The organism is Rhizobacter sp., from assembly GCF_035702065.1.
Lineage (GTDB): Bacteria > Pseudomonadota > Gammaproteobacteria > Burkholderiales > Burkholderiaceae_C > Rhizobacter.
This window is the reverse complement of sequence record NZ_DASSRA010000263.1, coordinates 1-11,270: the sequence shown is the minus strand read 5'-3', so window position 1 is coordinate 11,270 and position 11,270 is coordinate 1. Positions and strand designations below refer to the sequence as shown.

Genomic DNA, 11,270 nt, shown 5'->3' with positions numbered 1-11,270 from the left:
CGCGGCGGCGAACCAAGTGCCGTCTGACCTGGCTGTCACCTACTACGCCCAGCGCGCCGACGCCGGCCTGATCGTCACCGAGGCCAGCCAGATCTGCCCCGAAGGGCAGGGCTACCTCGACACGCCGGGGATCCACAGCCCCGAGCAGATCGCCGGCTGGAAGAAAGTGACCGACGCCGTGCATGCGCGCGGCGGCAAGATCGTGATCCAGCTGTGGCACGTGGGCCGCATCTCGCACGTCTCGCTGCAGCCCAACGGCCAGGCGCCGGTGTCGTCGACCGCGCGCCGCGCGCAGGGCAAGACCTTCATCGCCGGCGGCTTTGCCGACACCTCGGAGCCGCGCGCGCTGCGCCTGGATGAGATCCCGGGCCTGATCGACGCCTACCGGCAGGCCGCGCGCAACGCCATCACCGCCGGTTTCGACGGCGTGGAGGTGCACGGCGCCAACGGCTACCTGCTCGAACAGTTCCTGCGCGACAGCGTCAACGACCGCACCGATGCATACGGCGGCTCGATCGAGAACCGCGCGCGTTTGCTGGTCGAGGTGATGCGTGCCGTGGTGGGCGAGATCGGCGCCGGCCGCACCGGCCTGCGCCTGAGCCCCGTCACGCCGAGCAACGACATCGGGCAGGACAGCCAGCCGCAGGCGCTGTTCACCCACGTGGTGGAGCAGCTGGCGCCGCTCAAGCTGGCCTTCCTGCACCTGATCGAAGGCCAGACCGGTGGCGCACGCGACGTGGTGCCCTTCGACTACGAGGTGCTGCACCGCCTCTACAAGGCAGCCCATCCGGCGGGTGCCTGGATGGTCAACAACGGCTACAACCGCCAGATGGCGATGGACGTGGTGGCCAGCGGCGCGGCCGACCTGGTGGCCTTCGGCCGCCCCTTGATCAGCAACCCGGACCTGGTGCGCCGCCTGAAGGACGATGCGCCGCTGAATGCGCTCAAGCCAGCGCTGCTCTATGGCGGTGGGGCCGAGGGCTACACGGACTATCCTGCTTTGGCCTGATCAGCGCTTGTGCGCGGCCAGGCGTGACTTGAACAGCTCCTGGATGCCCACCTCGCGTGGGCCGGGGATCAGCTCAAAGGTTTCGCCGGCCTGCAGCGTGCCGGCCACGCGCACGGCCAGGTAGAAGCCGCACCAGCCGTTGGCGGCCATCAGCTTGCTGGCTTGGTTGAAGCCCATCGCAGCGTTGAACTTGAAGCAGGGGAAGCGCGGCTCGCTCACCGCCAGTTCGCAGTGCGGGAAGCGCAGCACGTCGCCGATCCAGGCCTGGTTCTCCAGCAGGCCGGCGATCGTGAGGTTCTCGCCCATCGCGCCGGGCGGCAGGGCTTCGTCCCACAGCGCTACCTTGGCCTGAGCGCGCACGGTCTGCCAGAACGGGTAGTGCTCGCTGGGGTAGGCGTAGACGGCCTTCGACAGGCCGCCGTGCACGGAGAGGTCGGCCTGCTCGTCGCCTTCCAGGCCCAGCGGCTTGACCGCGACCGGCAGCGGCGTGGCCCGCTTGCCGATGCCGGTCATGACCTTGCGGCCACCGATCTCGACTTCGCGTGCGAGGCTGATGTTGACGCTGAGGAGGGTGTGCGGCATGGGGGGATCATGCCGCAAGGTTCATGTCAGACGGGCGCAGGCCGCCATCCGCGCACGCTGCCGGCCACGCGCCGGCCCTGCGGCCCCGACACCCACTGCCCGAACAGCTTGGCGGCCGGGTGGTTGACGCGGAAGGAGCGCATCACGTGCACCTCGGTCGCCATGCGCGAATCGCCTTCGACCATCAGCGCGAGCGGTTTGCGGGCGCGCGCCAGCCACAGGGCGCGCTCCACCAGCGCGTAGGCGTTCTCGGCCTGGGCTTGGTCCAGCACGCTGCCCTTGCCGTCCACGTACCAGGGCGCGGCAGGGGCGACCTTGGCGGCACGCCACAGCGCCAGCGTGCTGACGTAGGCGCCACTGCCGATGACCGGGCCGATGAAGCGTGCCTGCGCCTGGGCGATCTTGGCCAGGGCGGCGGCGATGTCGCGCTCGCCGAGCACGCCCACCGGATCCTTGGCCTTCTTGCCCGTGCCTTCGAGCGGGCCGACCAGCACGAAGTCGCCCGTGGCCACCAACCGGCGGTCGTGAGCCAGGCCTTGCTTCTCCAGCGCGGCCTCCTGCTCGGGCGCATTCGTCATGGCGGCATCGACCTCGCCGCGTTCGAGTTTCTCCAGCAACGGGGCGCTGTAGCCCGGCACCAGCTGGACCGCGACCCCTGTGTCCTTGCCGAAGGACTTCTGGAACTGGCTCGCCAGCCCCGAGTCCCACAAGGCCTGTTCCACGCCCAGCAGCATGGGATCGGCCAGGGACTTGCGTTGTGCAGCCTGCGCCAGCGGCGCAACGGAAGTGGCGGCCAGCACGGCCAGGAGCGAGCGGCGATCGAGCGTCATGGCGCCGATCTTAGGGGGCTCCCAGGCGCGCGGCACACCCCTTGCCCTGCAGTGCGGAACAAGTTCACACGAGGCGGGCATGGTGGTATGCAAAGTTTGCATGACCCCCTGGAGCCCGGTGGTTACGACGCGATTACATTGGCATGACAATCTTTTTCAGCTGTCTGCGTGCTCTCCAAATCAGGCGCAAGCGGCATGGGGCGAGCCCCTCGAAACCACCGTTGCAGGTGCGCGAGGCTCGCCCGATTCCGCTTTAACTTTGATGATTGGACTCACCATGAACCGACCCGTGATGGAGGGGCTGCGCTTGAACGTGCCCGCATATGTCAAACATGCCCGGCTGGTAGCCTGGGTGGCCGAGATTGCCGCGCTGACCGAAGCGCGCGACGTCTACTGGTGTGACGGCAGCAAGGAAGAGTACGACCGCCTGTGCGCCCAGCTCGTCGCGGCCGGCACCTTCAGGAAACTCAATCCCGAGCTGCGCCCCAACAGCTACCTCGCCTGCAGCAGCCCGAGCGATGTGGCGCGCGTCGAAGACCGCACCTTCATCTGCAGCGAGAAGATGGAAGACGCCGGCCCCACCAACAACTGGATGACCCCGTCGCAGATGCGCGAGCTGCTGCAGACCGGCGACGCCGCCCTCTTCAAGGGCGCCATGAAGGGCCGCACCCTTTACGTGGTGCCGTTCAGCATGGGCCCGCTCGGCTCGCCGATCGCGCACATCGGCGTCGAGCTGTCTGACAGCCCCTATGTGGCCGTCAACATGAAGATCATGACGCGCATGGGCCGTGCCGTGCTCGACGTGCTGGGCGAAGACGGCGTCTTCGTGCCTTGCGTGCACACCGTGGGCGCCCCGCTGGAGGCCGGCCAGAAGGATGTGGCCTGGCCCTGCAACACCACCAAGTACATCGTCCACTACCCCGAGACGCGCGAGATCTGGAGCTACGGCTCCGGCTACGGCGGCAACGCGCTGCTGGGCAAGAAGTGCCTGGCCCTGCGCATCGCCTCCACCATGGGCCGCGACCAGGGCTGGTTGGCCGAGCACATGTTGTTGCTGGGCGTCACCAGCCCCGAAGGCAAGAAGCACCACGTGGCAGCCGCTTTCCCCAGCGCCTGTGGCAAGACCAACTTCGCCATGCTGATCCCGCCCGCCGGCTTCGAAGGCTGGAAGGTCACGACCATCGGCGACGACATCGCCTGGATCAAGCCCGGCAAGGATGGCCGCCTGTACGCCATCAACCCCGAAGCCGGTTACTTCGGCGTGGCGCCGGGCACCAACACCAAGACCAACTCGAACTGCATGGACAGTCTGAAGCGCGACGTGATCTTCACGAACGTGGCGCTCACCGATGACGGTGATGTGTGGTGGGAAGGCATGACCGACACCCCGCCGGCCCACTTGATCGACTGGCAAGGCAAGGACTGGACACCCCAGATCGCCAAGGAGACTGGCGCCAAGGCTTCGCACCCCAACGCCCGCTTCACCGTCGCTGCCACCAACAACCCGGCGCTCGATGCCGAGTGGGACAACCCCGCCGGCGTGCCGATCGACGCGATCATCTTCGGCGGCCGCCGCTCGACCACCGTGCCGCTGGTGACCGAGGCGCGCAACTGGGTCGAAGGCGTCTACATGGCCGCGACCATGGGCTCCGAAACCACCGCCGCCGCCGCGGGACAGCAGGGCGTGGTGCGCCGCGACCCGTTCGCCATGCTGCCTTTCATGGGCTACAACATGAGCGACTACTTCCAGCATTGGCTGAACCTCGGCAAGAAGATCGAGGCCGAAGGCGGCAAGCTGCCGAAGATCTACTGCGTCAACTGGTTCCGCAAGGGAGACGACGGCAAGTTCGTCTGGCCGGGCTACGGCGAGAACATGCGCGTCCTGAAGTGGATGCTGGAGCGCGTGGAAGGCCAGGGCCAGGGCGTCGAGAACCTCTTTGGCATCAGCCCGCGCTACCAGGACTTGAGCTGGAAGGGCCTGAATTTCTCACAGGCGCAGTTCGACCAGGTCACCAACATTGACGCCGCCGCCTGGCGCGCCGAATTCGACCTGCACACCGAGCTGTTCACCCAGCTGGCCTACCACCTGCCGGCCGAACTGACGGCCACCAAGGCGAAGCTGGAAGCACGCCTGGCCGCCTGATTTCCCGATCAGTTGGCCTACAAAGAGGCCCACAAAAAAGCCCGCGACAAGCGGGCTTTTTGTTGTCTGCTGGAAAGCGGCGGGGTATCAGTCGCCGTACAGCATCTCGTGGCGGTCGGCCGCGGCATACAGCTCGGAGGCGAAGCGCGGATCAGCGCCTTCGTACCGGTGAGCCATGGCGCGCACCCGGGCCGCTTCGCGCGAGGGATAGCGCGGTGCCTGCGTGCCACGCGGCGTCAGCAGGGCGATCGCGGAAGCGAACAGCTCGCCGAACAGGGCTGCGTAGCGGGGAGCCGTGCGGCTCTGCGGGACTTGGAGGCTGATGGTCGTGGTGGTCATGTTGTGCTCCTTCGGGGCATCTCTGCGGCACCGTTTGGGGCTGCATTGGGAGTGATACTAGGGTTTCCACTAGTGAAAGTCCAATCACTTTTGCGAACGGGAGATATTCATGAGCAATATTTCTCGGTACAACATCGCGCATGAACTTCCAGACCCTGGACCTCAATCTGTTGCGCGTCTTCGACGCCGTGATGGCCGAGCGCAATCTCACGCGCGCCGCCGCCCGGCTGTCGCTCACCCAACCGGCGGTGAGCAATGCCTTGCGCCGCTTCAAGGAATCGGTGGGTGAGGAACTGCTCACTCGCGTGACGCATGGTGTTGTCCCGACGCCTTACGCCGAAAAGCTGTGGCCCGAGGTGCAAGCCGCTCTTGGCCAGCTGCGCGCGGTACTGGACCCAGGCGAGTTCGACCCGCAGCGCGACGCGACAAGCTTCCGGCTCGCCATGGCCGACGCCACGGCCGCGGTATTGCTGCCGCCGCTCATCGACCACATCGAGGCTCGGCAAGCGCTCGTCAACCTGCGTGTCCTGCCGCTGACCACGCGCGACCCGCGGGCGCTGCTGGAGCGCGGCGATGCCGACGTGGCCGTTGGCTACTTCCCAGAAGCCATCGCCGAGCTGGCCACACGCGGCCGCCAGAGCGCGCTGCACCACCAGCGTCTGGGCGAGAGCGAGTACGTCTGCGTGATGCGCCGCGGCCACCCGCTGGCCGAGAGCGAGCTGACGCTGGACGCCTTTTGTGCCGCCCATCACCTGCTGGTGAGCTTCTCCGGGCGGCCGCATGGTTTGGTCGACCAGGCGCTGGCGGCCATCAACCGCTCGCGCCGCGTGGTGCTGACGGTCAACCAGTTCTTCACCGCCGGCCGTGTGGTGGCGCGCAGCGACCTGCTGACGGTGCTGCCCGCTTCCTTCGTCGACGCCACCGGCTACCAGTCGCAGCTGGTGGAGCGGCCGATCCCGCTCGCGATGTCGCCCATCCACGTGGAGGCCATGTGGCACATGCGCCATGACCGCGTCAGCAGCCACCAATGGCTGCGGGCGCGCTTGGCAGAAGCGTCGCAGCCGCACATGGGCGCGACAATGCCGCCTGCTCCCCTCCACAAGGCTTGACATGAAACAACCCCCCAGCACACTTCGTTCACTGCCCCCCGAGGGGGCGCGTCAGCACCTTCGGGCGGCCGGGCGGTACTGACATGTCCACCCACTCCGACCTCACCGACGCCGAGTTCGCCGAACTCGACGAGTTGCTCGCTGAGACGCCCGAGCCCCTGCAGCCCGTCGACTCCGTGATGCTCGACGGCTTCCTGTGCGGCGTGCTGGTGCAGCCCCTGCTGCTGGAGCCTGCGGCTTGGCTGCCGCATGTGTTCGACTTCGACGCGACGCCGCTGCCCGAAGACACCGACCCGGCCTGGCGCGAGCGCACCACCGCGCTCATCCTTCGCCGCTACGGTGCGCTCAACCGCGCGATGGCCGAAGACGGCTGGTTCAACCCGCTGATCCTCGAGTTCGATGACGAGCACCCCCGCGAACTGCCGCCTGAAGGCGAGCCCGACCCGCTGGCCGGGTTGAGCGAGATCTCGCAGGCGCTGATGCCCTGGGTGGCGGGCTTCCAGCACGCCACGCTGTGCTTCCCGGATCTCGCCGAAATGCCCGACGACGCGGTGATGACCGCACTCGCCCGCCTGTACCGCCACCTGCCGGCCGAGACCGCCGAAGAGCGCGAAGTCGTCGAGACGATCGAGCGCGAGCACCCGCTGAAGGACATGGAAGACGCGATCGAAGACCTCGTCGTCACCGTCGCCGACCTCTATGACCTCACGCGCGACCAGCGCTACAAGGTCGAGACCGTGAAGCGCGAGGCACCCAAGGTCGGCCGCAACGACCCCTGCCCCTGCGGCAGCGGCAAGAAGTTCAAGCAGTGCCACGGCGCGACCTGAGCCGATCCCTCGTGCGCCTGCAACTGCTTTCCGACCTCCACCTCGAAACCGAAGACTTCGAGCCTCAACCCGCACCCACGGCCGAGTTGCTGGTGTTGGGCGGCGACATCGACAGCACCTGGCAGGCCTTGGAGCGTTTCCGCGACTGGCCGGTGCCGGTGCTCCTGGTGGCTGGCAACCACGAGTTCGACAACCGCGAACTCGACAGCACCTGGCCCGAACTGCGTGCGCGCTGCGAGCAGCTCGGCATCCGCCTGCTCGAACGCGAAAGCCTGGTGCTCGCGGGGCGCGACGGTAGGCGCATCCGCTTCGTCTCCACCATCCGCTGGTGCGACTTCGACCTCTTTGGCGAGAAGCAGCGCGAGAAGGCCATGCGCGCTGCCAGCTACTTCATGCGCGTGATGCGCTCGACGCGCCACGGCGAACCCTTCGGCGCCGAGGCCGTGCGCGAAGAGGCGCTGGCCTGTCGCGCCTGGCTGGCCGACGAACTGGCGCGCCAGGGTGAGTGGGACGCCACCGTCGCCCTCACGCACTTCGGCCCCAGCCTGCGCAGCGGCGACCCGCGCTATGGCAGCCAGTCGGGCACCGCCAGCTTCTGCAATGCGGACGACGACCTGCTGCCCCTGGCCGACCTGTGGATCCATGGCCACCTGCATTGCCGGCACGACTACACCGTGGGCCGCACGCGCGTGGTCTGCAACGCGCGCGGCCATGCCCGCAAGGGCGAGGCCGCAGGTTACGACGGGCTGTTCGTGGTCGAGGTCTGAGCGCCGGAGAGGCCGTCGAAGCAGGTGCTGATCAGCATCTCGATGATCTGCTCGTCGCTGAGCTGGCCGCCCGCCTTCAGCAGGCTCAGCACCGGGTCGCAGGCGCGGGCGAACAGGGTGTAGAGCACGACCTCCGGCGCCAGGCGCGGGTTCACCGCACCCGACGCCTGGGCCGCGTTGATCCACTCGCCCAGCCGGTCGCTGACTTCCATCAGCCGGTCGAGATAGGCCTTGTTGGCCATCAGCGAGGCGCGCAGCGTGGAGTTCTGGGCGGGCAGCGAGGGCATCTCGCCGGCCAACTGCACTTGCATGGTCCAGCGGGCCACGGCCTTGAGTTGGGCGAGCGGCGCCGCCTCGGCCGGCAGGGTGGCCATGAAGGCCTGGGCGCGTTCCAGCACGCGGATCATGGCGGCGCCGGCGAGCTCTTCCTTGGAGGCGAAGTGCTTGTACAGGCTGGCCTTGGCGATGCCGACGTCAGCGGCAACCTCGTCCACCGTCATCATCTCGAAGCCCTTTTCCGCCAGCAGTCGATTGACGGAGGCGACGATGGCATCTTCGCGCACGCGAAGCACCTGTTCTCGGAAGGAAACCTTGGCCATGCCGCGATTCTACGCGGCACATCTCAAAATTAGACGCAGCAGTTCTGAGTTGAACTGATTGGTAACCGGCGCTCAGCGGCGCGGCCGGCGCACCAGGCGGTCTGCCAGGGGTGTGGCGGGCTTGGTGTTCGGCGGTGGTTCCGGCAGGTCGGGTGCCGTGGCGTCGAGACCGAAGGCCGTGCCCATGTCACCCGGGTCGGGGGCCTCGTTGTCGGCAGCCTCCGCTGCACGGCGGGCCGTCAAGGCGGTGAGCCAGTTCAATCCAGGCAACAGGTTCATCGGGCCTCTCCCTCACATTCACGATGAAACCAGTGTGCGGTGCCGGCACCATCGGCAAAGGGCGAATATGGCCCTGGCAGGCGGTACATTTGCAGTGGGCGAGCACTTACCCCTGTTCGATGAATGGAGTTCGAGCGGGGCGCACAACGGTTTTGTGCAGTGCGATCAACATAGCAACATGCTCTCGCCCCATTGAAGAGAGCATTCAAGGAGGCTGGCGTGAACCTGGCGTCGATCCGTGCGCTCACCTGGGCCACTGCGGTGGCGGCCCTGCTGAGCGCGATCTTGCTGGCGGGCGAAGACGCGGGCTTGCCCGACATCAGCAGCTACGCCGTGGGCGGCCACGCCAACGTCCGGCGCTGAGCCGCTTCAGGCCAGCGCGCCCCGGGCGCCGGCCGCGAGTGCGTCGCCGATCCGGTCCAGCAGCGCCACCCGCTCCGATGGGGCCGCACCGTCTGGCCCCAGGCGCCACTGGTGCCAGAAGAGGCGCACATTCAAGCCCACCTCGGGCTTGAGCGCCACCAGCGCGCCACCCTCCAGCAGGCCGCGCACCTGCAGTTCGGGCACCACGCCCACCCCCCAGCCCATCAGCGCGGCGCGCACGTAGGCCTCGGACGAGGGCACGAAGCGCTCCACCAGCCGCGGCTGCCGCACCCCGAAGGCGCGCGACACCCACTGCGTCTGCATGTCGTCCTTGCGGTTGAACACGAGGAAGGGCACCTGCGCAAAGTTGGCGCGAGTCAGCCCGTCGGGCAGCGCTGCGTCGATGAAGCCGGGGCTGGCCACCGCCGTGTAGCGCATGGTGCCGAGCGGCACCACGCGGCAGCCGCGCAGCGCCTCGCTGACCGTGCTGACGCAGCCCAGCACCGCGCCCTGGCGCAGCCAGTCGTGGGTGAAGTCCTGGTCGTCGACCACCAGCTCCAGCGACACACCGTCGTGCACCAGGCCATCCAGCGCCGGCATCACCCAGGTGGCGAGGCTGTCGGCGTTGACGGCGATCGGCAGGCGCTGCCCGGCGCTCGGGTCCACGCCGAGCTCGTGCGCCACGTCGGCCCGCATGGCCTGCAGCTGGCGCGCAAAGCGCAGCAGCACCTTGCCCGGCTCCGTCAGGCGCAGCGGGCGCGATCGCACCACCAGCAGCTGGCCGACCTGCGCTTCCAGCGTGCGCAGGCGCTGGGAGACGGCCGATTGCGTGATCGACAGCCGCTGCGCCGCGCGTTCGAAGTTGCCGTCGTCGGCCAGCGCGGCCAGGCAATCGAGCGCGGCGGGGTCCAGGTCTTTCATCGCGGGTCTTTCATTAGCAGCTCTGATGAAGCACGAGAAATATGAATCATCCTTCACTTCCGCGCCACCTCTTCCGACAATCCGCAGATGACTGCGCACGCGTTTTTCCAGGGCTGGCTGATGACAGCCGGCCTGATCGTCGCCATCGGCGCGCAGAACGCGCTGGTGCTGCGGCAAGGCCTCATCCGCGCACACGTCGGCCCGGTGGTGGTGGTGTGCACGCTGTCCGACTGGCTGCTGATCGCCCTGGGCGTGTTTGGCCTGGGCGCCGTGATCCAGTCGTCTCCGCTCCTGCTGCAGGTGTTCCGCTATGGCGGCGCGGTCTTCCTGCTGGCCTACGGCCTGCGCTCGGCGCTCGCCGCCTGGCGCGGCAATGGCGCCCTGGTGCAGGCTGACGCGCGCAACGCAACGCTGGCCGCCACGCTGGTCAGCACGCTCGCCTTGACCTACCTCAACCCCCACGTCTACCTCGACACCGTGGTGCTGCTCGGTAGCGTGGGTGCGCAGCATGGCCATGACGGCCGCATCGCCTTTGCGGCGGGTGCAGGCTTGGCGTCTCTGATGTGGTTCGTGACGCTGGGTTACGGGGCCGTGGCCGCATCGCGCTGGTTGCGCCACCCGGCGGCGTGGCGCGCCATCGATGCGATGGTGGCAGTGGTGATGTTCAGTGTGGCGGCGCAGTTGCTGTTCAAGGGAGGCGTGTGATGAGAGTCGTCGTAATGGGGGCCGGCATCATCGGCGTGAGCACGGCGTGGTACCTGCTCGAGCAGGGCCACGAGGTGACGGTGGTCGATCGCCAGCGCGACGCCGCGCTCGAGACCAGCTTCGCCAACGGCGCGCAGATCTCGGTCAGCTTCTGCGAGCCCTGGGCCCACCCGGCCGCGCCGCTCAAGGTGGCGAAGTGGTTGCTGCGCGACGACGCGCCGCTGCTCTTTCGCCCCAAGCTCGACCCGCACCAGTGGCGCTGGGGCCTGAGCTTCCTCACGCAGTGCACGCACGCCGCCTTCGAGCGCAACGTGACGCAGCTGGTGGCGCTCGGCCGCTACAGCCACGAGTCGCTGAAGAGCCTGGTGGCGCAGACCGGCATCGAGTACGACCGCCTGGAGCGCGGCATCCTGCACTTCTTTTCCAACCAGCAGGACTTCGACGACGCGGCCACCGGCGTGGAGCTGATGCGCCGCCATGGTGTGGACCGCCGCCTGCTCTCGCGCGACGAGGTGCTGCAGGTCGAGCCTGCGCTGCGCGGCTTTGGCGAGCGCATTGCCGGCGGCACCTACACCGCGAGCGACGAGTCGGGCGACGCGCGTGTCTTCACACAGCAGCTTGCGCGCCTGTGCCAGCAGCGCGGTGCGAGCTTCCTCTACGAGCACGACATCCTGGGCCTGCAGAAGAGCGGCGACGGCATCGAGGCCGTGCAGGTCGCCGACATGCGCAGCGGCGAGCGCAAGTGGCTCAAGGCCGACGCCTTCGTCGCCGCGATGGGCTCCTACACGCCGGCACTG

Annotated in this window: 14 protein-coding genes; 8 read left to right on the top strand and 6 right to left on the bottom strand. The window is 68.0% G+C overall.

All coding sequences use genetic code 11. The features are described 5' to 3' along the window. The coding region (locus VFL64_RS12110; protein ID WP_489540631.1) for an alkene reductase at positions 1–1,009 on the top strand (1,009 nt) is incomplete at its 5' end. On the opposite strand, the gene VFL64_RS12105 is transcribed toward VFL64_RS12110, so the two are convergent. Then, complete coding sequence (locus VFL64_RS12105) at positions 1,010–1,591, bottom strand: MOSC domain-containing protein (protein ID WP_489540630.1); 582 nt, start codon at positions 1,589–1,591, stop codon at positions 1,010–1,012. 26 nt (positions 1,592–1,617) lie between these two features. Further along, a complete protein-coding gene (locus VFL64_RS12100; RefSeq protein WP_489540629.1) occupies positions 1,618–2,421 on the bottom strand; it encodes a substrate-binding domain-containing protein in 804 nt (267 codons plus the stop codon). Positions 2,422–2,698: 277 nt separating this feature from the next. Between VFL64_RS12100 and VFL64_RS12095 the strand changes: the two genes are divergently transcribed. After that, complete coding sequence (locus VFL64_RS12095; RefSeq protein ID WP_489540628.1) at positions 2,699–4,564, top strand: phosphoenolpyruvate carboxykinase (GTP); 1,866 nt, start codon at positions 2,699–2,701, stop codon at positions 4,562–4,564. A gap of 87 nt (positions 4,565–4,651) precedes the next feature. Here the strand turns inward: VFL64_RS12095 and VFL64_RS12090 are convergent, their stop codons facing one another. Beyond that, entirely contained in the window at positions 4,652–4,903 is a 252-nt protein-coding gene (locus tag VFL64_RS12090) for a hypothetical protein (RefSeq protein WP_489540627.1), read from the bottom strand. A 140-nt stretch (positions 4,904–5,043) separates the two neighbouring features. On the opposite strand from VFL64_RS12090, the gene VFL64_RS12085 reads away from it, so the two are divergent. From VFL64_RS12085 to VFL64_RS12075, 3 genes are all read left to right on the top strand, one after another. After that, positions 5,044–6,012: a LysR family transcriptional regulator gene (locus VFL64_RS12085; RefSeq protein ID WP_489540626.1), complete on the top strand. Its 969-nt coding sequence runs from the start codon at positions 5,044–5,046 to the stop codon at positions 6,010–6,012. An 83-nt stretch (positions 6,013–6,095) separates the two neighbouring features. Continuing rightward, positions 6,096–6,839 carry a UPF0149 family protein gene (locus VFL64_RS12080; protein ID WP_489540625.1) on the top strand — a complete coding sequence of 248 codons (744 nt, stop codon included), beginning with the start codon at positions 6,096–6,098 and terminating at the stop codon, positions 6,837–6,839. Positions 6,840–6,850: 11 nt separating this feature from the next. Then, positions 6,851–7,606, top strand: a complete 756-nt coding sequence (locus VFL64_RS12075) for a metallophosphoesterase (RefSeq protein ID WP_489540624.1) — start codon at positions 6,851–6,853, stop codon at positions 7,604–7,606. Here the strand turns inward: VFL64_RS12075 and VFL64_RS12070 are convergent. Together VFL64_RS12070 and VFL64_RS12065 are read right to left on the bottom strand one after the other, a co-directional pair. Then, the gene (locus tag VFL64_RS12070) at positions 7,576–8,205 is read right to left on the bottom strand and encodes a TetR/AcrR family transcriptional regulator (RefSeq protein ID WP_489540623.1); all 630 of its coding nucleotides are present in this window, start codon (positions 8,203–8,205) and stop codon (positions 7,576–7,578) included. The two genes, VFL64_RS12075 and VFL64_RS12070, sit on opposite strands and share 31 nt — an antisense overlap. 72 nt (positions 8,206–8,277) lie before the next feature. Beyond that, a complete protein-coding gene (locus tag VFL64_RS12065) occupies positions 8,278–8,484 on the bottom strand; it encodes a hypothetical protein (RefSeq protein ID WP_489540622.1) in 207 nt (68 codons plus the stop codon). Between the two features lie 192 nt (positions 8,485–8,676). Between VFL64_RS12065 and VFL64_RS12060 the strand changes: the two genes are divergently transcribed. Beyond that, complete coding sequence (locus VFL64_RS12060; RefSeq protein ID WP_489540621.1) at positions 8,677–8,847, top strand: hypothetical protein; 171 nt, start codon at positions 8,677–8,679, stop codon at positions 8,845–8,847. A 6-nt stretch (positions 8,848–8,853) separates the two neighbouring features. Here VFL64_RS12060 and VFL64_RS12055 read toward each other — a convergent pair whose 3' ends face one another. Further along, positions 8,854–9,768: a LysR family transcriptional regulator ArgP gene (locus tag VFL64_RS12055; RefSeq protein WP_489540620.1), complete on the bottom strand. Its 915-nt coding sequence runs from the start codon at positions 9,766–9,768 to the stop codon at positions 8,854–8,856. Between the two features lie 87 nt (positions 9,769–9,855). On the opposite strand from VFL64_RS12055, the gene VFL64_RS12050 reads away from it, so the two are divergent. Further along, the gene (locus tag VFL64_RS12050; protein ID WP_489540619.1) at positions 9,856–10,473 is read left to right on the top strand and encodes a LysE/ArgO family amino acid transporter; all 618 of its coding nucleotides are present in this window, start codon (positions 9,856–9,858) and stop codon (positions 10,471–10,473) included. Then, a partial coding sequence (locus tag VFL64_RS12045; protein WP_489540618.1) for an FAD-dependent oxidoreductase occupies positions 10,473–11,270 on the top strand: 798 nt, incomplete at its 3' end. The genes VFL64_RS12050 and VFL64_RS12045, both read left to right, overlap by 1 nt.

Coding starts and splice junctions, on each gene's coding strand:
- VFL64_RS12105 (WP_489540630.1), bottom strand. CDS start 1,591: ATGCCGCACACCCTCCTCAGCGTCAACATCAGCCTCGCACGCGAAGTC.
- VFL64_RS12070 (WP_489540623.1), bottom strand. CDS start 8,205: ATGGCCAAGGTTTCCTTCCGAGAACAGGTGCTTCGCGTGCGCGAAGAT.
- VFL64_RS12095 (WP_489540628.1), top strand. CDS start 2,699: ATGAACCGACCCGTGATGGAGGGGCTGCGCTTGAACGTGCCCGCATAT.
- VFL64_RS12055 (WP_489540620.1), bottom strand. CDS start 9,768: ATGAAAGACCTGGACCCCGCCGCGCTCGATTGCCTGGCCGCGCTGGCC.
- VFL64_RS12050 (WP_489540619.1), top strand. CDS start 9,856: ATGACTGCGCACGCGTTTTTCCAGGGCTGGCTGATGACAGCCGGCCTG.
- VFL64_RS12100 (WP_489540629.1), bottom strand. CDS start 2,421: ATGACGCTCGATCGCCGCTCGCTCCTGGCCGTGCTGGCCGCCACTTCC.
- VFL64_RS12080 (WP_489540625.1), top strand. CDS start 6,096: ATGTCCACCCACTCCGACCTCACCGACGCCGAGTTCGCCGAACTCGAC.
- VFL64_RS12065 (WP_489540622.1), bottom strand. CDS start 8,484: ATGAACCTGTTGCCTGGATTGAACTGGCTCACCGCCTTGACGGCCCGC.
- VFL64_RS12090 (WP_489540627.1), bottom strand. CDS start 4,903: ATGACCACCACGACCATCAGCCTCCAAGTCCCGCAGAGCCGCACGGCT.
- VFL64_RS12085 (WP_489540626.1), top strand. CDS start 5,044: ATGAACTTCCAGACCCTGGACCTCAATCTGTTGCGCGTCTTCGACGCC.